Here is a 22,876-nt window from a genome sequence, read left to right as displayed (position 1 = left end):
CAATGTCGAGAATTGGAAGAAAACCCATCGTCATTCCTGCCGGCGTCACTGTTACTGTTGATGAAGCAGCACACACCGTCGCTGTCAAGGGCCCCAAGGGCAGCCTGAATTCCAACTTCCACCCCCTGATGACCGTTAAGGTCGAGGGCAATGAAGTTCTGGTTACCCGCCCCAATGACGATCCCAAGGCCCGCAGCCTGCACGGCCTGACCCGTACCAACATCGCTAACATGGTCAACGGTGTTGTGAACGGCTACGAGAAGAAGCTGGAGATCGTGGGCGTTGGCCTGCGCTGCCAGAAGCAGGGCTCCAACCTGGTTATGAACCTGGGCTTCTCCCACCAGGTGAATGTCCCCGATACCGAGGACTGCACCATCGTGTGGCAGGACCCCAACCACTTCTCTGTCACTGGTATTGACAAGCAGAAGGTGGGCCAGTACGCCGCCGAGATCCGCGCCAAGAAGCCGCCCGAACCCTACAAGGGCAAGGGCATCCGCTACGCAGGCGAGGTTGTCAAGCACAAAGAAGGCAAGGCCGGCAAGGGCAAGAAATAAGGTAAGGAGTGAAAGACAATGGTTAAGCAGATCGACAAGAACGAAGCTCGTCTTCGTCGTCATCGCCGCGTTCGTAACAAGATCAGCGGCACCGCAGCACGTCCCCGTCTGGATGTTTTCCGCTCCGCCAAGCACATTTACGCTCAGATCATCGATGATGAGCAGGGCGTGACCCTGGTGTCTGCATCCACTATGGACAAGGACTTCAATGGTTTCGGCGGCAACGTCGAGGCCGCAGCTGAGATCGGTAAGAAGGTCGCAGCAAAGGCTCTGGAAAAGGGCATCACCGAGGTCGTGTTCGACCGTGGTGGCTACGTTTATCATGGCCGTGTTAAGGCCCTGGCTGATGGCGCCCGTGAGGGCGGCCTGAAGCTGTAATGAGAGGAGGAAACACATTATGGCTATGAGAAACCGTGAAGACGACGGCATGATCACCAAGGTTGTCTCCATCAACCGCGTTTCCAAGACTGTCAAGGGCGGCCGCATCATGAAGTTTGCCGCTCTGGTTGTCGTGGGCGACGGCAAGGGCACCATTGGTTATGGCATCGGCAAGTCTGGCGAAGTGCCTGAGGCAATCCGCAAGGGCGAGGCTGCTGCAAAGAAGAACATGCACAAGGTTGCCCTGAAGGGCACCACCATCCCCCACGAGATCGTCGGCAAGTACGGCGCAGGTGCCGTTCTGCTCAAGCCGGCTGCACCCGGTACCGGCATGATCGCCGGCGGCCCTGTGCGTGCCGTCATTGAGGCTGCTGGCATCAAGGACGTCCGTGCGAAGTCTATGCGTTCCAACAACCCCATCAACGTTGTTTCTGCTACCTTCGCAGGTCTGTGCGGCCTGGTCAGCGCGGAGTCCGTCGCTGAGAAGCGCGGCAAGACCGTGAGTGAGATTCTGGGTTAAGGAGGTAACAAACCATGGCAGATAAGATGCTCAAGATCGAGCTGAAGAAGAGCCTGATCGGCCGCGGCGCTAAGCAGATCGCTACCGCTGAGGCCCTGGGCCTGAAGAAGCCGGGCGACGTTACCGTTCAGCCTGACAATGCCGCTACGCAGGGCAAGATCGCAAAGATCGGCTTTATGCTCAGCGTCACCGAAGCCTAATAGCAGGGGGTATACGCATAATGAAACTTCATGAACTGCACGCTATTCCCGGTGCAAACAAGGCTGTGACCCGCAAGGGCCGCGGCATTGGCTCCGGCAATGGCAAGACTGCCGGTTTCGGCAGCAAGGGCCAGAAGGCCCGTTCCGGCGTGAAGCACGCTGGTTTCGAGGGCGGCCAGATGCCTCTGGCACGCCGCCTGCCGAAGGTTGGCTTTAACAACATCTTTGCTACCCAGTACGCCATTGTTAACGTGGCTGACCTGGAAGCAGCTTTCAATGCTGGCGATGTCGTTGACACCGAGGCTCTGAAGGCAAAGGGTCTGGTCAAGAAGACTCTGGACGGTGTTAAGGTCCTGGGCAACGGCGAGCTGACCAAGGCTCTGACCGTCAAGGCCGCAGCCTATTCCGCTTCTGCCAAAGAGAAAATCGAGAAGGCAGGCGGAAAGGCTGAGGTGATGTAAGGTGTTCCAGACATTCCGTAACGCATGGAAGATTCCCGAGCTTAAAAATCGTCTCCTGTTCACGCTGGCGATCCTCGTGGTGTATCGTCTGGGCAGCGCCATCCCCGTTCCGTTCATCACCGGTTCTGCACTGAACCAGATGTTCTCCAACGGCAATATGCTCTCGTATCTCGATATGATGAGCGGTGGTGCCCTGTCTCGGTGCACACTCTTCGCGTTAGGTGTGACGCCTTATATCAACGCTTCCATCATTGTGCAGCTGCTCACCGTTGCGATCCCCGCCCTGGAAAACATGGCGAAGGAAGCCGACGGCCAGCAGAAGATGCAGCAGATCACCCGGTATGTCGGCGGTGTCATCGCTCTGGTGATGAGCCTCGGCTACTACTTCGTGATCCGCAATATGGGCGCACTGAAGTACACCAGCGGCGCGGCCGGTATCTTTACCGCCGTTGTCATCATTGCCACCTTTACCGCAGGTGCGCAGCTGATCACCTGGTGTGGTGAGCAGATCGACGACAAGGGTATCGGCAACGGTATCTCTCTGTTGATCTTCTCTTCGATCGTTTCCAACTGGTCCAGCGTCTACACCACCGTCACGGGTCTGCTGACCCGCGCCGCTGCAGGCGAGACCCGGTTCTATATCCTGCTGCCCCTGCTGCTGGTGCTGGCACTGGTGGTGATCGTGTTCATCGTTGTTATGACCAACGCTGAGCGCCGCATCACCATCCAGTATGCCAAGCGTGTGGTGGGCCGCAAGCAGATGGGCGGGCAGAACAGCTACCTGCCCCTGAAGCTGAACATGAGCGGCGTGATGCCCATCATCTTCGCTTCCGCGATGGTTTCGATCCCCGGCACCATCGGCAGCTTCCTGCAGATCGATCAGGCAGCACATCCGTTCTGGTATGCTTTCTTCCATACCTTCAACTACACGTCGCTGCTCTACATCGTGATCTACCTGCTGCTGATCCTGGCCTTCAACTACTTCTATGTGGCCATCCAGTACAACCCCGTTGAGATCGCCAACAATCTGCGCCGCAACAACGGCTCGATCCCCGGCTTCCGTCCCGGCAAGCCGACCAGCGATTTCCTGACCCGCACCCTGAATAAGATCACCCTCATGGGTGCCATCTTCCTGGCTGCGGTGGCTGTACTGCCGATCATTCTGGGCAACCTGACCGGTATGAGCATCCAGCTGGGCGGTACCAGCCTACTGATCGTGGTTGGTGTGGCACTTGATACCACCCGCAGCCTCGACAGCTTTATGACGATGCGCAACCACAAGGGTTTCCTTGGCTGATCTAAAACAAAAGCACTGATGTGAGAAAGCACTGGAAAGGGGAGCATGCTCGTACTTTTCAGTGCTTTTTTGCTTTGAAGGGGCGTTAGTTCCTTCAAACATCAAAAAAGGCTCCTTTGTTAGAAGAAAGGAAGAATACCTATGAATCTGATTCTGTTAGGCGCACCCGGCGCGGGCAAAGGCACCCAGGCCGAGATCATCTGCGCAAAGCTGAACATCCCCTCCATCAGCACCGGCAACATCCTGCGCGCTGCTGTCAAGGAAGGCACCGAGATGGGCCTGAAGGCAAAGAGCTTCATGGACGCTGGCGCTCTGGTGCCCGATGAGGTCATCATCGGCATCCTGAAGGAACGCCTGGCACAGGACGACTGCGCCAACGGCTTCATCCTGGATGGCGTGCCCCGCACCATCGCTCAGGCCGAGGCCATCGAGACCATGGGCATCCGCATCGACAAGGTGCTGGAGCTGTCTGTGGCGGACGATGTCATCGTGGAGCGGATGAGCGGCCGCCGCGTCTGCGAGAAGTGCGGCGCAAGCTACCACATCATCAACAAGAAGAGCAAGGTCGAGGGCGTGTGCGACCTGTGCGGCGGCAAGACCGTCATCCGCAAGGACGACCAGCCCGCTACCGTTCTGGATCGCCTGAAGGCTTACCACGAGCAGACTGAGCCGCTGGTGGCGTTCTACCGTGAGCGCGGCAAGCTGGCCGTGATCCCCTTCTGCCCCTCCATCGAGGAGACGACCGCTGAAGTGATGAAGGCACTGGAGGCATAATCGTGATCCAAATCAAGAATGCGAAAGAACTGGACGGAATGCGCAGGGCCAATGCCCTGAGCGCAGCTGCCCTGAAGTACGGCGGCCAGCACATTGAGGCTGGCATGACCACCTGGGAACTGGATAAGCTGATCTACGATTTCATCGTAAAGCACGGCGGTACCCCCAACTTCAAGGGACTGTACGGTTTCCCGGGAACGGCCTGCATCAGCCTGAATGATACCATCATCCATGGCATCCCGTCGCATGATATCGTCATCCGCCCGGGCGACATCGTCAGCATCGACACCGGTGCAAAGGTCGATGGCTTCAATGGCGACAACGCCTGCACCTATGCGGTGGGGAAGATCGACCTGGAAGCACAGCGCCTGCTGGATGTGACCAAGGCAGCTCTGTACAAAGGCATCGAGCAGGCAAAGGCCGGCAACCGCATCGGTGATATCGGCTATGCGGTGCAGAGCTACTGCGAGGACGCAGGTTTCTCCGTGGTCCGGGAGTTCGTGGGCCACGGCACCGGCCGTGAATTGCACGAGGACCCCGAGGTGCCCAACTACGGCCATCAGGGCCGCGGCCCCCGCCTTGTGCCCGGCATGACCATTGCCATTGAGCCTATGATCTGCCAGTACGACTGCAAGATCACCCAGGCCAAAGACGGCTGGACGGTCAAGACCAAGGACGGCGGTCTGGCAGCGCACTTCGAGCACTCGAACGCGATCCTGAAGGATCACACCGAGATCATGACCCGCTTCTGGGATGATCCCGATTTTGATCCCGAGACCTTCTGCCTGAAGTAAGCAAACCGGTACAGCATCCCCCAAGGCCTCCCGGAAACGGGAGGTCTTTTTGTATCCGGAGCCCGTCCTTTGTGCAATTCTGACAAGTTTTGGTGAAAAATTTTCACCTTCCCGGTGGAGAAGCGCAAAACCGGGGCGGGGAAACGGCCGGTTTGAAAATGCGAGAATTTTTTATCGGAAATACGGAAAAAACACTTGCAAATCCATTGCAAAAGGTGTATAATCTATAAATGGCCGTGACAGCCAGATGCTTTCTCGGTGGACAGGGATTTTCTGCCCACTTTGCGGATTTTGTGCCGCAGGAGAAGAAGTATGTGGCGGTTATCGCCGCCTGTCCGTCAATTCATGGCAAACTGAGCAGATCCAATGAGGAGGCAAATAGCTTGTCTAAAGAAGACGTTATCGAGATCGAAGGCATCGTGCGTGAAGCCATGCCCAACGCCATCTTTAAGGTGGAAATGTTGAGCGAGGATAAGAACACCGGGAAGCTCACTCCCAGCGGGCACATCCTCTTAGCGCACATCTCCGGCAAGCTGCGGACCAATTTCATCCGTATCCTGCCCGGGGACAAGGTTACCGTAGAAATGTCGCCCTATGACTTGTCAAAGGGCCGCATCACCTGGCGCTCCAAATAAGTGCCAGGGCATCAACCAAAAGGAGGTTCAACATCATGAAGGTCAAGCCTTCCGTGAAACCCATCTGCGAAAAGTGCAAGGTCATCCGCCGCAAAGGCCGCGTGATGGTCATCTGCCAGAACCCCAAGCATAAGCAGCGCCAGGGCTAATTCGGGCGCCTGGGGGTCAAGTGCGTAGAGTCCCGGCGCAGACCCCGACACTGACATGGGATGATTTTGGAGGATACTACTATGGCACGTATTGCCGGCGTTGACCTGCCCCGCGAGAAGCGCGTTCAGGTGGGTCTCACCTACGTTTACGGTATCGGTCAGACCACTGCTAACAAGATCCTGGAAGCAACTGGCATCAACCCCGATACCCGCGTCAAGGACCTGACTCTGGAAGAAGAGGCTAAGATCCGTGACTACATCGATCAGGCTAACATCATCGTTGAGGGCGACCTGCGCCGCAACGTTGCTCTGGACATCAAGCGCCTGGTTGAGATCCAGTCCTTCCGTGGCACCCGCCATCGCAAGAATCTGCCCTGCCGCGGCCAGCGCACCAAGACCAATGCACGTACCTGCAAGGGTCCCAAGCGCACTGTCGCTAACAAGAAGAAGTAAGGAGGATTTGAGAAATGGCAAGTGCAAATAACGCCAAGAAGGGCGCAAATGTCCGCATGAAGCGGAAAGAGCGCAAGAACATTGCTGCTGGTCAGGCTCATATCCAGTCTACCTTCAACAATACTGTCGTTACCATCACCGACCTGCAGGGTAATGCAGTGTCCTGGTGCTCCTCTGGCTCCCTGAACTTCCGTGGCAGCCGTAAGAGCACCCCGTTCGCAGCCCAGTCTGCTGCCGAGACCGCAGCCAAGGTTGCAATCGAGCATGGCATGAAGACTGTTGAAGTCTACGTCAAGGGCCCCGGCGCTGGCCGTGAGTCCGCTATCCGTGCGCTGCAGGCTACCGGCCTGGAAGTCACCCTGATCAAGGACGTGACTCCCATCCCCCACAACGGCTGCCGTCCCCCGAAGCGCCGTCGTGTCTGATCGAAGGAGGAAATTGAATTATGGCAAAGAATACGCAGCCTATCGCAAAGCGTTGCAAGGCCCTGGGCATTTCTCCTGCGGTCATGGGCTATGCAAAGAAGAATACCACCCGCAACTCCAACGGCAATGTCCGCAAGAAGCAGTCTGAGTACGCATCTCAGCTGAAGGAGAAGCAGAAGGTCAAGTTTATCTACGGCGTTCTGGAGAAGCAGTTCCACAATGCTTACCTGCGTGCTGAGGCTCGCCCCGGCAAGACCGGTGAGAACCTGCTCCAGATCATGGAGTGCCGTCTGGACAACGTCGTGTTCCGCCTGGGCTTTGCTCAGACCCGCCGCGACGCTCGTCAGCTGGTGAGCCACGCTCACTTCACCGTCAATGGCAAGAAGGTCAACATTCCTTCCTACCAGGTCAAGGCCGGTGACGTGATCGAAGTTCGTGAGTCCAGCCGTTCTTCTGCTAAGTTCGCAAAGCTCGTTGGCCCCGAGGCTCCCGTTGTGGCTCTGCCTTCCTGGCTGAACCGTGAGGCCGGCACCCTGAAGGGTGTTGTGACCAAGCTCCCCGAGCGCAGCGACATCGACTACGAAGTTGCAGAGCACCTCATCGTCGAGCTGTACTCCAAGTAATCCATTAAGAAGGGGAGGCCTTCCTTCTGGATGGCGACCTTTCGCATTCTTTTTAAAAGAATTTAATAATGGGCCGATGGCAACATCGGTTTGACAAGGAGGGCATAGATATGATGGAGATTGAACGTCCCAAAATCGAAACGGCAAGCCTGTCCCCGGACGGCCGCTACGGCAGATTCGTGGCGGAGCCTCTGGAGCGTGGCTTTGGCATCACACTGGGCAACAGCCTGCGTCGTGTGCTTCTTTCCTCTCTGCCCGGTGTCGCCGTGACCAGCGTCAAGATCGACGGCGTGGTTCACGAGTTCTCCACCATTGAGGGCGTCAAGGAAGACGTTACCGAAATTGTCCTGAACCTGAAGGGTATTGCTGCAAAGCTGTACACCGACGGGCCGAAGACAGTGCGTGTTGAGGCAGTCGGCCCTTGTGAGGTTACTGCGGACAACATCAAGCAGGGCGACGATATTGAGATCCTGAACCCTGAATGGCACATTGCAACCCTGGGCGAGGGCGGCAAGCTCGTCATGGAGCTCACCTTCGATAAGGGCCGCGGTTATGTGCCTGCAGAGCGCAACAAGCAGGCCATCGTCGAGAAGAACGATATCAACACTCTTCCCGTCGATAGCATTTACACCCCCGTGCTCAAGGTGAATTATAACGTTGAGAGCACCCGCGTTGGACAGGCCATCGATTACGACAAGCTGACCATCGAGGTTTGGACGGATGGCACGATCAATGCACAGGAAGCCGTTTCTCTGGCTGCCCGTGTGCTGACCGAGCACCTGAACCTCTTCGTCAACCTGTCCGATGAGGCTGCCGGTACGGAGATCATGGTGGAGAAGACCAACGACGATAAGGAAAAGGCTCTGGAGATGACCATCGAAGAGCTGGATCTGAGCGTCCGTTCCTTCAACTGCCTGAAGCGCGCCGGTATCAACACGGTGGAGGATCTGGTCAGCAAGAGCGAGGACGAGATGATGAAAGTCCGTAACCTCGGCCGCAAGAGCCTGGAAGAAGTCATGGCAAAGCTGGACTCCCTGGGCTTCAAGCTGAACACAGACGATGAGTAACTAAAATAATAAGGAGTGAAACGGGATGCCCGGTACCAGAAAGCTCGGTAGAACCAGCGACAGCCGCAACGCTATGATGCGCGCTATGGTCACCTACCTGTTAGAGAATGGCAAGATTGAGACCACTGTCACTCGCGCTAAGGACGTTCGTTCCATGGCCGAGAAGATGATCACCCTGGGTAAGGCCAGCGACCTGCACACCAAGCGTCAGGTCTACGCCTACATCACCAAGGAAGATGTTGCAAAGAAGCTGTTTGATGAGATCAGCCCCAAGTACGCTGACCGCAACGGCGGCTACACCCGCATCATCAAGATCGGCGCTCGCCGCGGCGACGCTGCTGAGATGGCAGTTCTGGAGCTCGTCTGATCGACTCTGACTGTTCAAACAGTGTAACAAAGGCTCTTTCCCTTCGGGGAAAGGGCCTTTTTTGCATCGTGTGGGCCGGGCAGCGGGGTGTTCCCAAAGCAAGTGTCCGCTGGGGTGGGACCCTGCTGCCGCAGGCAGTAGGGCGGGCGATGGAATGGCCCGTTTCACTTGCGTGGGAATGCCCCGCTGCCCGGTTGGGCGTTAGCAGCTGGGGCTTGTGATGGCGGGGCAAGAATGCTATAATTATACTGTATTTCTGCACGACTTTGCGAATTTTCCACAGAAGGGAGGGGCGGCGGTTGAAAAGACGACGGTTTCTGGTGCTGAGTGCAGGCTGCATGATGGGCCTGCTCTCGGCGTGCGGCCTCCCGATGTCGGAAAATGTGCAGGTGGAGGAGCTGCTGCGTGCCCCGCGCCTTCCGGGCGACTACGGTGCACTGCAAAATGCCCTGAACGAATGGCTGGGGGAGAGCGCCCAGCTGAAATACCCGATGCAGGGGGAGCTGCTCTCGCCGTTCCTTTTGCAGGATCTGGATGGTGACGGCCAGCAGGATGCCGCTGTTCTTTACACCACGGCCCAGAGCTCCAACGTCTGCATTGCATTTTTGCAGAAGGATGCCGCAGGCGTGTGGCAGGTCCGCCAGAGCATCGAGGGTCTGGCGGACACAGTGGACAATGTCCGGCTGGCACAGCTGCAGGATGGTGCCGCCACCCAGCTGGTGGTGGGGTACCTCGCCGCGCAGGGGGACAGCTATCTGGCGGTGTACTCCTACGAGAACGGCACGGTCAATGCCATTCTGGAACAGTCCTATGAGCAGTATCTGGTGGAGGATATCACCGGCGGCGGCAACGAGGATCTGATCCTGATGTCCACGCTGGAGGACGGCGGGGTGCAGATCGAGCTGCTGACCGTTGACCGGGACGGGATGTTCCAGCAGGTGGCTGTCATGGGCCTTTCGGCAGATAAGTTCTCGGGCTGCGCCGCTGTGGCGGCGGGCCTGGGAGCGGACGGCAAGCGCTATCTGGTGCTGGACGGCTGGACCGGCCTTTCGGGCAACAATCTGGCCACGGTGCTGCTCTATTTTGATGAGGAAAGCCAGCAGATGCTGCCCGCCGAGCAGATCAGCACCAGTGAGCTGTACAATGCGTCCCTGCGCAATGTCTCCACGCTGGTCAGCCGGGATCTGGACGGCGACGGCATCGTGGAGATCCCCACCCAGCCTGACGAAGCGGGCCTGCTGAATCTGAGCCAGAGCCGACGGATGGATTTTATCGTCTGGATGGACTATACCAGCCCGGAGCCGGAAAAGAGCTTCGGCCTGTTGGACGAGGAGAGCAGCTGCTACATTGAGCTGCCTGCCGAGTGGGAGGGCAACCTGATGCTCACCGACAGCACTGAGGGAGAGGAGGCCGTGGAGCTGCGCACCGTGGACGAGGGCAAGCTGGTGCTGACCATGCGCCTGGTTCCTTCCAGCGAGAGCGCGGCGGGCTGGACCCGCCTGGGCGTGGTGGCATCCCGCCAGATGCAGGCCAAGTTCGGGCCGGACGTGGTGCTGAAGGATCAGAGCTATCGACTGTCCCGGTCGCTGTACCGGTTGAATTGATGATGCCGCTCAGTTTTGCAGAAGTTTACCGGATGCAGGCTGGGTGTTCTGAGGTGAAATGCTTCTCCGTGTGCTCTTGGGCAGAGGGAGAAGGCAGAAAAATATGGAGGTCTTAGATGGTCAAGGTACTTGTGGTAGAGGATGAAGCCAGCATCCGCGAGATGATCGCGCTGAACCTGCGGCTGGCGGGGATGGAGGCGGTGGAGGCCGACAGCGCCGAAGCCGCCCTGCCTCTGCTGGAGCAGAAGCCCGGCTGTGATGCTGCCATTCTGGATGTGATGCTGCCCGGCATGAATGGGTTCTCGCTCTGCGAGACCATCCGCCGCACCGACCAGAAGATCGGCATCATCATCCTGAGTGCCAAGGGGCAGGAGCAGGACAAGATCCGCGGCCTGTCCATCGGCGCGGATGACTATATGACCAAGCCCTTCAGTGTCAGTGAGCTGCTGGCCCGTGTGGAGGCCCTCTGCCGCCGGGTGGGCCGCTCGGGCGGCGGCTCCGCTGCAGACGAAAATGCCCCCACCACGCTGGTCAGTGGGGAATTTGTGCTGGATGAGAACCGTCGTGTTCTCCTCAAGGCTGGGCGGCAGATCGAGCTGACCCAGGTGGAGTTCCAGATCATGGAGCTGTTCTTCCACAACCCCGGCATCGCGCTGGTGCGGGAAAAGATTCTGAAGGGCGTGTGGGGCGAGAACTACTTCGGCGATGTGAAGATCGTGGATGTGAACATCCGCCGCCTGCGGATGAAGGTGGAAGATGAGCCCAGCCACCCCACCCACATTATGACAGTGTGGGGCTACGGCTACCGGTGGGAGGAGTAAAGAAAAACCGCTCAGTTGCGCTGTGCTCGACAGCTCTCCCAATAGGAGAGCCAGGATTACTGATAGAAAGGAGGAAAAGCAATGCGCAGTGGTATTACCCGCCGCTGGCTGCGGGGAAGCCTGTTCCTGACGGTGCTGCTGGTGCTGTTGGTGGAAAGCATGTTCGTGTACAACTTCGGCCGCAGCTACTACAACAGCGTCCAGCAGACCATGATGCGGCGTTTTTCCTCCATCAACGGTCAGCTGAAAATGTACACCGGCGACACGGCCCAGAAGACTGCGGCCAACCGCAGTGTGGCCCTGCGCCGGATGGTGGAGCAGTTTGCGGATAAAGACAAATATGAGTTCATGCTGCTGGACGGTTACGGCGGCGTGATCGCCTCCTCCAGCGGCACAGGTGCGGACGGCATCGTGGTGCAGGACGATTTTAACAAGGCGCAGGATGCACCGGACGGCGTGGGTGTGGCCATCTACCGCACCGCCAGCGGGGAAACGGTCATGGCTGTGTGCAGTCTGGTGCCCTATGCGGCCGAGGACGTGGCTGCCATGCGCCTTGTCACCAGCCTGACGCTGGTGCAGGCGCAGCTGAAGAGCGTTTTCATCGTCAGTCTGGTCGTGGTGGCGGCCATTCTGGGCTTTACAGTGGCCTCCGGCCTGTACTTTGTGCGGGGCATCGTGGTGCCGCTGGGGCAGGTGGAGCGGATCGCCGCCAGCATCGCCCGGGGAGAACTGGATGTTCGCCTGCCTGTGACCGGTGACGAGCGGGACGAGGTGGACCGCCTGCGCGGCACCATCAATCAGATGGCCGAGGGGCTGGAGGAGACGGAGAAGATGAAGAACGAATTCATCAGCTCGGTCTCCCATGAGCTGCGCACTCCGCTCACCTCCATCCGGGGCTGGGTGGAGACCCTGCGCACCCTGGATGACCCCACCGATGAGAACTACCGCAAGGGGCTGGAGATCATCAACAACGAGACCGTCCGCCTGTACAACATGGTGGAGGAGCTGCTGGATTTCAGCCGCCTGCAGAATGGCCGCCTGAAAATGGAGTGCCGCCCCCTGGACCTTGTGGCCGAGCTGACGGACGCTGTCCTTTTCTGTGAAGCGCGCATCCAGCGGGAGGGGCTTCTGCTGGCCTATGCGGAGCCGGAGGAGATGATCCCGGTCTACGCCGACCCCGACCGCCTGCGGCAGGTGTTCATCAACATTCTGGACAATGCCATCAAGTATTCGGCCCCCGGCGGACGCATCACGGTCAAGATCTGGCAGGGCGAGTACAAAGCCTTCATCGAGATCATCGATCAGGGCCGCGGCATCCCGCCGGAGGATCTGGAAAACGTCAAGACCAAGTTTTACAAGGGCAGCAACTCGGTGCGGGGCAGCGGCATCGGCCTTGCGCTGGTGGATTCCATTATGACCGCACTGGACGGCACCATGGACCTCAAGAGCACGCTGGGCCGGGGCACAGTGGTCACCCTGGGCCTGCCGATCTACAAACGATAAGAGATTGTCCATATTTATCTGGTAAGATAGAGGGGCAGTTTTTACGATAGAGAGGGGCCGCAGCGCCCCATAGGAGAGCCAATGAATCAACCGAACAAGGAACGCTTCAAGACGAGTGTGGGCGGGCAGGCCCTGATGGAGGGCATTATGATGCGGGGCCCGAAAAACATCTGCTGTGCTGTCCGCAAGCCCGATGGAACCATTGAGACCAAGGTCGAGCCCACTCCCACCCACGGCGTGTGGACAAAGATCCCGCTGGTGCGGGGAGCCATCTCGATGATCGAAAGCCTAATCATGGGATACAAGTACATGATGTACTCGGCACAGGTGAGCATGGGGGATGACTACGACCCCGCCGAAGAGGAGACCGCCTTTGAAAAATGGGTGGGCGACCATCTGGGCAAAAAGGCCGAAGATATCATGCTGGCGGCAGCTGCCGTGATCGGCGGGCTGTTTGCCATCCTACTCTTCACCGTTCTGCCCACGGTGCTGGTGGGCGGCCTGAACCATCTGGTGCCGCTGGGCCGCTGGGTCAAGGTGGTGCTGGAAGCGGTGCTCAAGGTCGCCATCTTCCTGACCTACATGGCCGCCATCTCCCGGATGAAGGAGATCCACCGGGTGTTCGAGTACCACGGGGCCGAGCACAAGACCATTGCCTGCTACGAGGCCGGAGACCCCCTCACGGTGGAGAATGTCCGCAAATATACCCGCTTCCACCCCCGGTGCGGCACCAGCTTTTTGATCCTGGTGGTCATCGTCAGCGTGTTCCTGTACAGCGTGCTGCCCTGGTCCAGCACCAGCCTGCGGGTGGTGTTCAAGCTGCTGCTCCTGCCGCTGGTCATGGGCATCAGCTACGAGCTGCTCAAGTGGTGCGGCCGGTCGGACAACATCGCCACCCGCATCATCCGGCAGCCCGGCATCTGGGTGCAGCATCTGACCGTGTTTGAGCCGGACGACAGCATGATCGAGGTGGCCATTGCCGCCGTCACGCCGGTCCTGCCCGAGGACCCGGAGGACGGCAGATGGTAACCGCAGGGATGCTGCCCCGGGCAGCAGTCCGGGAGGTGGAGGCACGCCTGCGCGCCGCAGGCTGCCCCGACGCGGATTTTGACGCGGCTGAGCTCTTCCGGCTGGCAGCGGGCGGGGATGCCCGCCTTGCCGATGCTCCGCTGGGCGCAGAGCAGGCAGAGCGGCTGGAAGCCCTGACGGCCCGCCGCGCGTCCCGGGAGCCTTTGCAATACCTTTGCGGCAGCTGGCCCTTCCTTGACTTTGAGCTGGCTGTCGGCCCCGGCGTGCTCTGCCCCCGGGCCGATACTGAGGTGGTGGCCGAAGCCGCCGCCGGAATGCTGGCTGGGGTGGAGGCACCCCGGGTGCTCGACCTCTGCGCCGGCACGGGCTGTTTGGGGCTGGGCGTAAAGCGCTTCTGCCCGGCGGCACAGGTCACCAGTCTGGAGAAGAGCCCTGCGGCATACCGCTATCTGGAGCAGAACGCCCATCTCTCCCCGGTACTGACCATCACCCCGGTGCGGGGGGATCTGTTCACCTACTGGCAGACCCTGCCGGAGGGGCAGCTTGACCTCATTGTGTCGAACCCGCCTTACCTGACCTCCGCCGAGATGGGCGCACTGCAGCCCGAGGTGGCGCAGGAGCCTGCCATGGCGCTGGAAGCGGGGGAGGATGGGCTGGTATTTTACCGCGCCATTGCGGAACACTACCAGAAAGCTCTGCGCCCCGGCGGTGCCCTTGCCCTGGAGATCGGCTGGCAGCAGCGGGAAGCTGTAACGGCTCTGCTTGCCGCCAACGGGTGGACGGACATCGTGTGCAGAAAAGATTTTGGCGGCAATGACCGCTGTGTGATGGCGAGAAAACAATAAAAATATCTACAACTTCCTGTTGTAATATCTGTAAAATGTGTTATACTAGTACCGAAAGAATTGGAATGCCCGCGCCTGCGTTTGGCCGCACTGCGCCGGGAACAGATGACAAAGGAGCATGACACTATGGCAAAAAATCAGAACAACAACGTTGCCCCGGCGACCCAGAAGACCGATCCCGGTGCCAAGAAGGATGCGCTGGCCACGGCACTGGCCCAGATCGAGAAGCAGTTCGGCAAGGGCGCTGTGATGAAGCTGGGCGACAACGCCGCCATGCAGGTGGATGCCATCTCGACCGGCAGCATCGGCCTGGATCTGGCACTGGGCGTGGGCGGCGTGCCCCGGGGCCGCATCATTGAGGTGTACGGCCCTGAATCCAGTGGTAAGACCACGCTGGCCCTGCATGTTCTGGCCGAAGCCCAGAAGAAGGGCGGCGATGTTGCCTTCATCGACGTGGAGCACGCGCTGGACCCTGTGTATGCCGAGGCGCTGGGTGTGGACATCAACAACCTGCTGGTCAGCCAGCCCGATACCGGTGAGCAGGCCATGGAGATCTGCGAGGCGCTGGTGCGCTCCGGTGCCATTGATGCCATCGTTGTGGACTCTGTTGCCGCTATGGTGCCCCGCGCCGAGATCGAGGGCGAGATGGGCGACAGCCATGTGGGCCTGCAGGCCCGCCTGATGAGCCAGGCCATGCGCAAGCTGACCAGCGTCATCGGCAAGACCAACACCGTCTGCATCTTCATCAACCAGCTGCGTGAAAAGGTCGGCGTGGTCTACGGCAACCCCGAGGTCACCACCGGCGGCCGCGCCCTGAAGTATTATTCCTCTGTCCGCATCGATATCCGCCGCGTGGAGGGCCTGAAGGATTCTTCCGGTCAGTTCATCGGCAACCACACCCGCGCCAAGATCGTCAAGAACAAGGTGGCTCCTCCGTTCCGTGAGGCGGAGTTCGACATCATGTTCGGCGAGGGCATCTCCAAGATGAGTGAGCTCATCGATCTGGGTGTCAAGCTGGGCATCGTTCAGAAGAGCGGTGCATGGTTCAACTACGGTGATATCCGCCTGGGTCAGGGCCGCGACAATGCCAAGCAGTTCCTGCGCGATAACCCCGAGATCGCCAACGATATCGAGGGTCAGGTGCGCGCCAATGCCGACAAGCTCTATGCCACCCGTCGCCCGGGGGGCAAGGCTGCCGCTGCCCCTGCAGAGGGGGAACCGGCAGCTCCTGCCACAGCAAAGGAGCCGGTGGTCAAGGCTCCCGCCCGCAGCAGCGAGAGTGAGCTGGATATCATGGTGGAAGAGTAAATGGCCTTTTACAGCCGTGGCCGCCGCCCGCTGGCCGAAGAGGAAAAATCTACCGATGCCGCCAAGGCCCGCACCCGGGCCATGGAGCTGTTGGCCGGGCAGGAGCTTTCTTCGGGCCAGCTGTATGAGCGGCTGAACCGCCGCTATACCCAGCAGACCAGTGCCGCCGTGGTGGCAGAGATGGTGCAGCGGGAGTATATCAACGATGCCCGCTATGCCGAGACCCGTGCCCACGCCCTGCTGGCGGCAAAAAAGAGCCGTCGCGCCGCTGCCCAGAATCTACGGCAGAAGGGGCTGGCCGCAGGCGAGATCCAGCAGGCGCTGGATGCTGTTTACACCCCCGATGTTTCCGGCGAAGACCCGGAGCTGGAAGCCGCCGCCGCTCTGGTGGAAGGGCATTACCGCAAAAAGCTGGAAGCGGGCCGCAGGGATCTGGTCATTGCGGCCCTGCAGCGGCGGGGATTTTCGTATTCCGTTATTAAGGAAGCCATTCGCAGGGTGGAGGAGGGGGAATAACCCTCTCAGTCAAAGCCTGCGGCTTTGCCAGCTCCCCCGAAGGGGGAGCTTTTCCGGAGCAAATCGTAAAAAATCAAAAGCATCCCTCAAAAGAGAAAGAGAGTATCATCCCTTATGAAAATTGCATGTATTTCCCTTGGCTGCCCCAAGAACCAGGTCGATCTGGACGTGATGGTGCACATCCTGCTTTCGGCTGGTCACGAGACGGTGGCTGACCTGGGTGAAGCCGATGTCATTCTGGTCAACACCTGCGGCTTTATCGAGAGCGCCAAGACCGAGGCCATTGAGAACATTCTGGAGGCCTGCGCCTACAAGCAGCAGAACCCGGAGCTGAAGGTCATCGTCACCGGCTGCCTGGCCGAGCGTTACCGCAGCCAGATCGAGGAGGAGATCCCCGAGGTGGATGCTGTGGTGGGCTGTGCCTCCAACAAGGCCATTGACACCATCGTGGCCCGCCTGTTCCACGGTGAGAACCATCTGGAAAGCTACGGTGCCAAAAAGGACTTCCCGCTGGGCGGCAAGCGCGTCATCGGCACGCCTGCCCACTATGCGTACTTAAAGATCGCAGAGGGCTGCAACAACCGCTGCCACTACTGCGCCATCCCGGGCATCCGTGGCCCGCTGCACAGCCGCGATCTGGCCGACTGCGTGGCCGAGGCCCGCTGGCTGGCCGGTGAGGGCGTGAAGGAGCTGATCGTGGTGGCCCAGGACCCCACCGCCTATGGCGAGGACTGGGGCAAGCCCGGCAGCATCTGTGAGCTGCTGGACAAGCTGAACAAGGTGCCGGGCCTTGAGTGGATCCGCATCATGTACGCCTACCCGGAGCGCATCACCGATGACTTTATTGCCGCCATGAAGCGGAACGAGAAGGTGGTGCCTTACCTCGACCTGCCCATCCAGCACTGCAATGATACCATCCTCAAAAACATGAACCGCCGCTCCACCCGTGCGGAGCTGCTGGAGGTCATCGGCAAACTGCGCCGGGAGATTCCCGGCATCACCCTGCGCACCACCCTGATCGCAGGCTTCCCCGGCGAGACCGAGGAGCAGTTCGAGGACCTGTGCAACTTCGTCAAGGAGGTCAGATTTGACCGTCTGGGCTGCTTTGCCTATTCTGCCGAGGAGAACACCGTGGCCGCAAAGATGGACGGCCAGATCGATCAGGAGACCAAGGACCGGCGCGCAGAGCTGGTGATGCAGATCCAGACCGGCATCATGGCCCAGAAACAGGCCGAAAAGGTGGGCCAGACCGTCCGTGTGCTCTGTGACGGCATCGACGAGGAGAGCGGCCTGTACCTCTGCCGCACCACCGGCGATGCCCCCGAGGTGGACGGCAATGTCTGCGTTTCCAGCGAGGAGCCGCTCTATCCCGGCCAGTTCTATGATGTGCTGGTGGAGGACAGCGACCTTTACGATCTGTACGGCACGGTTGCAAAATAACAAATTGGAGGAATCTGTATGAATCTGCCCAATAAGCTTACCCTGACCCGCATCATTCTGGTGCCGGTGTTCATGGTCTTCGTTTCCCTGACCCAGATCGGCACGGAAGATTTCAACCCCACCTGGTATCTGGTGGCGGGCATCATCTTTGCCGCGGCCAGCTTTACCGATTTTCTGGACGGCCATCTGGCCCGCAAGTGGAACATGGTCACCGACTTTGGCAAGTTTGCCGACCCGCTGGCCGACAAACTGCTGACCACCGTGGCCTTCATTTACATGCTGCGGGACGGCGTGTGCAGCCCGGTGGTGCTCTGCATCATCCTGGCCCGTGAGTTTGCGGTGTCCGGTCTGCGGATGGTGGCCGCCGGTGCCAAGGACGGCAAGGTCATCGCCGCCAATATGTGGGGCAAGGTAAAGACTGTGCTGCAGATGCTGACCATCATCTTCTACTATTTCGGCACCGCATTGACCTGGGGCAATTTCATTATGATAGGCGCTGACTGCGTGTTCCTCTCTTACTGGCTGTGCTGGCTGGTGGCCATTGCCACCGCCATCTCCGGCATCAAGTACCTGTGGGACAACCGCAGCTTCATCAATACCGCAAAATGATCAAGAAGATCGCCATTCTCTGTTCCATTTTCCTGAACCTCTGCATCGTGCGGTGGGAGCCGGTGGCCATCCGGATGACCTGGGAAGCGGTGGGCAGCCAGACCTTCACCTTTTACACCGAGAACTCCAATGTCTTTGCGTTCTTCGTCTGCCTGCTGGTGGCGGTGTGTCAGGTGATCTGCCTGTTCACGGGGCGGCAGCTGCCCCGCTGGGTCAAGACGCTCAAGTACATTGCCACCTGCTGCCTGACCATGACCTTCCTGACCGTGGTGTTCGTGCTGGGGCCCTACTGTGCCGACCAGGGCGGCGTGGTGTTTCTGCTGACCGAGAGCTCCATGCTCTACCACCACCTGCTCAACCCGCTGTGTGCCTTTATCTCCTTTGTCCTGCTGGAACGGGAGCCAAAGCTGCCCGCGCGGTGCGTTCCGCTGGCGCTGGTTCCCACGATGCTCTATGGCTCTGTGGCCCTCTGGGCCAATTACCAGCGGCTCATCACCGGGCCTTACCCGTTCCTGCTGGTCTATCAGCAGACCACCCGGCAGACGGTGCTGTGGTGCGCGGCCATCCTGGCCATGAACCTGCTCTATGCCTGGCTTGTCTGGCGGCTGGGCGGGAACCGCCGCAAAAAGAGAAATGTGGGCTTGCTTTTCAGAAGCTGAGCTGCAAAAAAGGCTCTCTGCCGGTTTTGGCAGAGAGCCTTTTCTCGTGTTTTGCTTACAGCAGGGGGATCCCGGCCTTTGCGCAGGCCGCGCGGGTGGCTTCGTCCCAGACGCTTGCCTGTACCTCGCCGATGTGGGCGCTGCCCAGCAGCAGCATGCACAGACGGCTCTGGCCGATGCCGCCGCCGATGGTGTAGGGCAGCTCACCGTTCAGCACTGCCTTGTGGAAGGGCAGGGTGCGGCGGTCGTCACAGCCTGCCATGGTCAGCTGCCGGTCCATGCTCTCGGGGCTGACGCGGATACCCATGCTGCTCAACTCGTAGCTGCACTGCAGGGGCTCGTTCCAGAACAGCAGGTCGCCGTTCAGGTCCCAGTCGTCGTAGTCGGGGGCGCGGCCGTCGTGGGGCTTGCCGCTCTTCAGGGGAGCACCGATCTTCATCAGGAAGGTGGTGCCGTTTTCCTTTACAAAGGCGTTCTCGCGCTCCTTCGGGGTCAGGTCAGGGTACTTGTCCTCCAGCTCCTGGGTGGTGATAAAGGTCACGTTGGGGGTGTGAAGGGGCAGATCCTGCAGCTGGGGGAACATGGCGTGCAGGTTCATCTCGGTGGCGCAGACGGCCGACACGATGGAGCGTACCACATTTTTCAGGTAGGCCTCGCTGCGGTCCTCCTTGCGGATGACCTTCTCCCAGTCCCACTGGTCCACATAGACGGAGTGGAGGTTGTCCAGCTCCTCGTCCCGGCGGATGGCGTTCATGTCGCAGTACAGGCCCTTGCCCACGCGGAAGCCGTAGTCCTTCAGGGCCTTGCGCTTCCACTTTGCCAGCGACTGCACCACCTGTGCCTCAATGCCGCTGTCCCGGATGTCAAAGGTGACCTTGCGTTCCACGCCGTTCAGGTCGTCGTTCAGGCCGGTGGAAGCTTCCAGAAACAGCGGAGCCGACACGCGGTAGAGGTTCAGCGTGGCACACAGGGTGTCGGCGAACAGCCGCTTCACGGTGCCGATGGCACGCTGGGTGTCGTACAGGTTCAGCGCGGGTGTGTAGTTCTGCGGGATCATCGTTTTGCTCATAACAGTTTACCCCTCTCTTTCCGTTCTCCGCCGCCGAATTGCGGCACCGGAACGGCTTTCCCTTTAATACAGTAAATTATGGCACAATTTCAGAGCGTTGTAAAGGGGAGAACGCAAAGCCGGTGCAATTCGGGAGCTTATGCCTCTGCCACGGCCTCGATCTCGCACAGGACACCCTTGGGCAGATCCTTGACGGCAACGCAGCTGCGGGCGGGTTTGGAGGTAAAATACTTTGCGTAGACCTCGTTGAAGGCGGCAAAGTCGGCGATATCGGCCAGGAAGCAGGTGGTCTTTATGACCTTGTCGTAGCCGGAACCGGCGGCTTCCAGGATCGCACCCACGTTCTTGCAGCTCTGCTCGGTCTGGGCGGCGATGCCTTCGGGCACAGTGCCGTCCGCGGGGTTCACAGGGATCTGGCCGGAGGTGTAGACAAAACCGCCTGCGATGAAGCCCTGGGAGTAGGGACCGATCGCGCCGGGAGCCTTTTCAGTAGCGATGACTTTCATGGAAAATACCTTCTTTCTGTGTGTTTGATGGAGCTTTTCTCTTCGGGGAGAAAAATTCTGCTGCTTGAAGTCTACACCATGCGGCGGGATGTGTCAATCCGGGAGGGACTTTTTGCCCGCGCGGCCTTTACAAGCAGGCAAAAAGGCGGTATCCTTAATCTATTGATACACCACCCTTCAGGAGGAACCCATGGATATCCGCCAGCTGCACTATTTTCTGGTTTTGTGCGAAGAAATGAACTATACCCGCGCGTCACAGCGGCTGTTTCTGTCGCGGCAGGCCCTGCGGCAGAGCATCACGGCGCTGGAAGCCGAGCTCTGCGGCCCGCTGTTCGTCAGCGCCCACCACAAGCTCTCGCTCACCGAGCGGGGGCTGAGCTTGCAGCGCCATGCGGCCCCGGTGGTGGAGCAGTTCCAGCAGATGCAGGCGGCCCTCCATGCGGAGATCCAGTCGGCCCAGCCGGTGCGCATCGGCATCAGTGTCTCGCTGGTGCCGGACTACCTGCCCGGGCTGGAGACCCAGCTGGACAAGTTCCGCCAGCAGTACCCCCACATTGAGATGCGGTTCCGCCTGCTGGAAAACGATGCCGTGGCCGATGGTGTGGAGCAGGGCGAGCTGGACGCGGGCCTTGTGATGGACCTGGGCACGGCGGCTCCGGTGCTGGCCCGCACCACCCTGCGGGCCGACCCGGCCTGCCTGCTGGTGCCGCGCGGCCATCCCTTCTGGGAGAAGGAGCGGGTGCCGCTTTCGGCTCTGCGGGGCCAGCGGGTGCTGCTGCCCAGCCTGCGGCAGGATCTGTTCAGCCCTCTGTGGGATGCCTGCGCCCGGGAGGGCTTTGCGCCCAACGCGGAGATCGGCCCCAGCTTCTATCAGGCGTACTATCTGGTCCAGGAGCAGCTCTGCACCTGCCTGACCCGCTACGAGCCGGGAGCACGGCGGGAGCTGGACCGGGTGCGGGACGTGCTGCTGGAAGATCTGCCGCCCCTCTGCGTCTCGATGGTGCAGCGGCGCGACCACAACTCGGCCTATCTTGACCTGCTGCGGGGCTACCTGATGGAGGTCATCGGGGGAGCGGCATCCCTGCCGCCCCGGCGGGGCCGCCCGGCAAAGCCCTTCTACAACTTCCCGGTGCTGTCCAGCGCCGCCCCCAAGGCGGCACCGCAGCACCCGGCTCCGGGCACCCAGCTGCCCTTTGCGGGCGGAAACAACTTCCGGGAGCTGGGCGGCTACGAGGCCGACGAGGGCAAGCATGTCAAGTGGGGGCAGATCTACCGCGGCATTCCCACCGGACTGCTGACCGGGGCGGCTGACCGCAAGCTGCTGGACAGCCTGGGCCTGCGGCTCATCCTTGACCTGCGCAGCGAGTCCGAGGCAGCGGAGCAGCCCGACTATGTGCCCGATGGCGCGCGGCTGGTGCGCATCTGCGGGCTTTGCCACCCGGACGGAAGCGAGATCTCCTTTTCTCCCGGGGACATTGAAAAGCTGCTCAAGGGCAAGAAGGATGAGGAACATAACCTCGCCGATGCCATGTATGAGCAGATGCTCTTCCGCAATAAGGCCTACAAGGAGCTGTTCCGGGCGCTGGAGGCGGGCGAAACGCCGATCCTGTTCCACTGCTCTGGCGGGAAAGACCGCACGGGCGTGGCGGCCATGCTCATCCTGCTGGCGCTGGGGGCTTCCGATGAAACGATCTGTCAGGATTTTGTCCGGACCAATGTCTGCCGCCGCCCGGAGCTGGAAAAGATCTGGGCCGCCCATGCCGAAGAGATCGAGGCGCATCCCGAACAGAAGCAGTTCTATCAGGGCATTGCCGGTGTCCACCCGGAGTCTGCCCCCTTTGTGCTGGACACCATCCGTAAAGAGTACGGCACCACCGATGCCTATCTCGAGGCGGAATACGGCCTGACCCCCGCCCGCCTAATGCGGCTGCGGCGGATGTATCTGGAATAATGGCTGTTTTTTTAGAAAATTCCTTTCACTTTACTTGACATTGTACCAAATGTTTCGTAATATAAGAAGTAGTATGGAATCCATGACGCTGCGTGCAGGGATCTTCCGCAACCAAAGTTCAATGGGGCTTCATCTGCCCGTTTTTATATGAAAACCTTGTAGATAAAAAAGCTGCATCAGGCCGCAGGGGCTAACATGCCCTTTTTGTGCGGTGCTGTTGTCTGTTTTGTTGTTGAGAGCTTGATTTTGTATTGTTGACCCACGCCTTGCGCGGCAGCGTCTCCAGATTTTAGTTGATTTTGAACTTTAATTGTAAGGA

The 22,876-nt window shown here is 59.7% G+C and carries 28 protein-coding genes; 26 read left to right on the top strand and 2 right to left on the bottom strand.

Translation table 11 applies throughout. The features are described 5' to 3' along the window. Positions 1 to 2: 2 nt before the first annotated feature. The 25 genes from rplF to MTP42_RS12715 all read left to right on the top strand — a co-directional run bounded on the left by rplF (position 3) and on the right by MTP42_RS12715 (position 19,031). Positions 3 to 554 carry a 50S ribosomal protein L6 gene (gene rplF / locus MTP42_RS12835; RefSeq protein WP_097771301.1) on the top strand — a complete coding sequence of 184 codons (552 nt, stop codon included), beginning with the start codon at positions 3 to 5 and terminating at the stop codon, positions 552 to 554. Between the two features lie 18 nt (positions 555 to 572). Then, positions 573 to 932, top strand: coding sequence for a 50S ribosomal protein L18 (gene rplR, locus MTP42_RS12830; RefSeq protein WP_005934906.1), 360 nt, complete (start codon positions 573 to 575; stop codon positions 930 to 932). Between the two features lie 19 nt (positions 933 to 951). Then, positions 952 to 1,452, top strand: coding sequence for a 30S ribosomal protein S5 (gene rpsE / locus MTP42_RS12825; protein ID WP_005934905.1), 501 nt, complete (start codon positions 952 to 954; stop codon positions 1,450 to 1,452). A 14-nt stretch (positions 1,453 to 1,466) separates the two neighbouring features. Beyond that, positions 1,467 to 1,652 (top strand): 50S ribosomal protein L30, encoded by a 186-nt coding sequence (gene rpmD / locus MTP42_RS12820; RefSeq protein WP_005934904.1) that lies wholly within the window; start codon positions 1,467 to 1,469, stop codon positions 1,650 to 1,652. 20 nt (positions 1,653 to 1,672) lie between these two features. Then, entirely contained in the window at positions 1,673 to 2,113 is a 441-nt protein-coding gene (gene rplO, locus MTP42_RS12815) for a 50S ribosomal protein L15 (RefSeq protein WP_005934902.1), read from the top strand. Position 2,114: 1 nt separating this feature from the next. Further along, positions 2,115 to 3,410, top strand: coding sequence for a preprotein translocase subunit SecY (gene secY / locus MTP42_RS12810; RefSeq protein ID WP_156058556.1), 1,296 nt, complete (start codon positions 2,115 to 2,117; stop codon positions 3,408 to 3,410). A gap of 141 nt (positions 3,411 to 3,551) precedes the next feature. Further along, on the top strand, positions 3,552 to 4,184 hold the full coding sequence (locus MTP42_RS12805; protein ID WP_005934900.1) for an adenylate kinase: 633 nt from the start codon (positions 3,552 to 3,554) through the stop codon (positions 4,182 to 4,184). A gap of 2 nt (positions 4,185 to 4,186) precedes the next feature. Beyond that, the gene (gene map, locus MTP42_RS12800; RefSeq protein ID WP_005934899.1) at positions 4,187 to 4,978 is read left to right on the top strand and encodes a type I methionyl aminopeptidase; all 792 of its coding nucleotides are present in this window, start codon (positions 4,187 to 4,189) and stop codon (positions 4,976 to 4,978) included. Between the two features lie 383 nt (positions 4,979 to 5,361). Next, on the top strand, positions 5,362 to 5,613 hold the full coding sequence (infA, locus tag MTP42_RS12795; RefSeq protein ID WP_005937979.1) for a translation initiation factor IF-1: 252 nt from the start codon (positions 5,362 to 5,364) through the stop codon (positions 5,611 to 5,613). Between the two features lie 35 nt (positions 5,614 to 5,648). After that, on the top strand, positions 5,649 to 5,762 hold the full coding sequence (gene rpmJ / locus MTP42_RS12790) for a 50S ribosomal protein L36 (protein ID WP_005921832.1): 114 nt from the start codon (positions 5,649 to 5,651) through the stop codon (positions 5,760 to 5,762). Between the two features lie 81 nt (positions 5,763 to 5,843). Further along, positions 5,844 to 6,215: a 30S ribosomal protein S13 gene (gene rpsM, locus MTP42_RS12785; RefSeq protein ID WP_005937976.1), complete on the top strand. Its 372-nt coding sequence runs from the start codon at positions 5,844 to 5,846 to the stop codon at positions 6,213 to 6,215. A gap of 14 nt (positions 6,216 to 6,229) precedes the next feature. Then, the gene (gene rpsK, locus MTP42_RS12780) at positions 6,230 to 6,640 is read left to right on the top strand and encodes a 30S ribosomal protein S11 (protein ID WP_005934894.1); all 411 of its coding nucleotides are present in this window, start codon (positions 6,230 to 6,232) and stop codon (positions 6,638 to 6,640) included. A 20-nt stretch (positions 6,641 to 6,660) separates the two neighbouring features. Further along, positions 6,661 to 7,263: a 30S ribosomal protein S4 gene (gene rpsD / locus MTP42_RS12775; protein WP_005934893.1), complete on the top strand. Its 603-nt coding sequence runs from the start codon at positions 6,661 to 6,663 to the stop codon at positions 7,261 to 7,263. Positions 7,264 to 7,373: 110 nt separating this feature from the next. Next, positions 7,374 to 8,330, top strand: a complete 957-nt coding sequence (locus tag MTP42_RS12770; RefSeq protein WP_035394747.1) for a DNA-directed RNA polymerase subunit alpha — start codon at positions 7,374 to 7,376, stop codon at positions 8,328 to 8,330. Positions 8,331 to 8,355: 25 nt separating this feature from the next. Further along, positions 8,356 to 8,697: a 50S ribosomal protein L17 gene (rplQ, locus tag MTP42_RS12765; protein WP_005934891.1), complete on the top strand. Its 342-nt coding sequence runs from the start codon at positions 8,356 to 8,358 to the stop codon at positions 8,695 to 8,697. Positions 8,698 to 8,996: 299 nt separating this feature from the next. Continuing rightward, positions 8,997 to 10,301: a hypothetical protein gene (locus MTP42_RS12760; RefSeq protein WP_242957778.1), complete on the top strand. Its 1,305-nt coding sequence runs from the start codon at positions 8,997 to 8,999 to the stop codon at positions 10,299 to 10,301. 116 nt (positions 10,302 to 10,417) lie between these two features. Continuing rightward, positions 10,418 to 11,122 carry a response regulator transcription factor gene (locus MTP42_RS12755; protein ID WP_005934889.1) on the top strand — a complete coding sequence of 235 codons (705 nt, stop codon included), beginning with the start codon at positions 10,418 to 10,420 and terminating at the stop codon, positions 11,120 to 11,122. A gap of 81 nt (positions 11,123 to 11,203) precedes the next feature. After that, positions 11,204 to 12,625 carry a sensor histidine kinase gene (locus MTP42_RS12750; protein ID WP_249257483.1) on the top strand — a complete coding sequence of 474 codons (1,422 nt, stop codon included), beginning with the start codon at positions 11,204 to 11,206 and terminating at the stop codon, positions 12,623 to 12,625. 81 nt (positions 12,626 to 12,706) lie between these two features. Then, positions 12,707 to 13,654, top strand: a complete 948-nt coding sequence (locus MTP42_RS12745) for a DUF1385 domain-containing protein (RefSeq protein ID WP_249257482.1) — start codon at positions 12,707 to 12,709, stop codon at positions 13,652 to 13,654. Further along, on the top strand, positions 13,648 to 14,499 hold the full coding sequence (prmC, locus tag MTP42_RS12740; protein WP_249257481.1) for a peptide chain release factor N(5)-glutamine methyltransferase: 852 nt from the start codon (positions 13,648 to 13,650) through the stop codon (positions 14,497 to 14,499). Before MTP42_RS12745 ends, prmC begins: the two co-directional genes overlap by 7 nt. Positions 14,500 to 14,625: 126 nt before the next feature. Then, a complete protein-coding gene (gene recA / locus MTP42_RS12735; RefSeq protein WP_082210798.1) occupies positions 14,626 to 15,807 on the top strand; it encodes a recombinase RecA in 1,182 nt (393 codons plus the stop codon). Then, the gene (locus MTP42_RS12730; protein ID WP_215665441.1) at positions 15,808 to 16,323 is read left to right on the top strand and encodes a regulatory protein RecX; all 516 of its coding nucleotides are present in this window, start codon (positions 15,808 to 15,810) and stop codon (positions 16,321 to 16,323) included. Positions 16,324 to 16,437: 114 nt separating this feature from the next. After that, positions 16,438 to 17,763, top strand: coding sequence for a 30S ribosomal protein S12 methylthiotransferase RimO (gene rimO, locus MTP42_RS12725; RefSeq protein WP_005934883.1), 1,326 nt, complete (start codon positions 16,438 to 16,440; stop codon positions 17,761 to 17,763). 18 nt (positions 17,764 to 17,781) lie between these two features. Further along, positions 17,782 to 18,372, top strand: a complete 591-nt coding sequence (gene pgsA / locus MTP42_RS12720; RefSeq protein ID WP_156067059.1) for a CDP-diacylglycerol--glycerol-3-phosphate 3-phosphatidyltransferase — start codon at positions 17,782 to 17,784, stop codon at positions 18,370 to 18,372. Further along, positions 18,369 to 19,031 (top strand): hypothetical protein, encoded by a 663-nt coding sequence (locus tag MTP42_RS12715; RefSeq protein ID WP_207697580.1) that lies wholly within the window; start codon positions 18,369 to 18,371, stop codon positions 19,029 to 19,031. The genes pgsA and MTP42_RS12715 overlap by 4 nt, the downstream gene beginning before the upstream one ends. Before the next feature lie 55 nt (positions 19,032 to 19,086). Here the strand turns inward: MTP42_RS12715 and asnA are convergent, their stop codons facing one another. Both asnA and MTP42_RS12705 read right to left on the bottom strand, forming a co-directional pair. Beyond that, complete coding sequence (gene asnA, locus MTP42_RS12710) at positions 19,087 to 20,100, bottom strand: aspartate--ammonia ligase (protein ID WP_156066138.1); 1,014 nt, start codon at positions 20,098 to 20,100, stop codon at positions 19,087 to 19,089. Positions 20,101 to 20,237: 137 nt separating this feature from the next. Continuing rightward, entirely contained in the window at positions 20,238 to 20,606 is a 369-nt protein-coding gene (locus tag MTP42_RS12705; RefSeq protein WP_097773256.1) for a RidA family protein, read from the bottom strand. Positions 20,607 to 20,796: 190 nt separating this feature from the next. On the opposite strand from MTP42_RS12705, the gene MTP42_RS12700 reads away from it, so the two are divergent. Continuing rightward, positions 20,797 to 22,557, top strand: a complete 1,761-nt coding sequence (locus tag MTP42_RS12700; protein WP_156068692.1) for a tyrosine-protein phosphatase — start codon at positions 20,797 to 20,799, stop codon at positions 22,555 to 22,557. Positions 22,558 to 22,876: the final 319 nt, after the last annotated feature.

The organism is Faecalibacterium sp. I2-3-92 (assembly GCF_023347315.1).
Taxonomy (GTDB): Bacteria; Bacillota; Clostridia; order Oscillospirales; family Ruminococcaceae; genus Faecalibacterium; species Faecalibacterium duncaniae.
This window is presented reverse-complemented; position numbering and strand designations above follow the sequence as displayed.